This window comes from Vibrio sp. 10N.222.52.C3 (assembly GCF_041474195.1).
Lineage (GTDB): Bacteria > Pseudomonadota > Gammaproteobacteria > Enterobacterales > Vibrionaceae > Vibrio > Vibrio crassostreae_C.
In genome coordinates, this window is record NZ_JBFRTQ010000004.1 from 1 (window position 1) to 216 (window position 216).

The following is a 216-nucleotide window of genomic DNA, read 5'->3' on the forward strand; positions in this document are numbered from 1 at the left end:
CGTTGATCTAGGAGGTGAAAGTCCTCTACGGGCTCAGTCGAGCGAGAACCGTTAGCCTATGCAAGGGTGTTCACCGTGAGGTGAAATCTGAAGGAAGCAAATGGCAAAACTTGGTTGTGACGAACAGAAATCTGATAGTAGGCCATTACAACTTGGGCAACCTAGCCATAGATAGAATAGCCCAATGCCTCGACGGGAAGTGTGTAGTGGTAAATC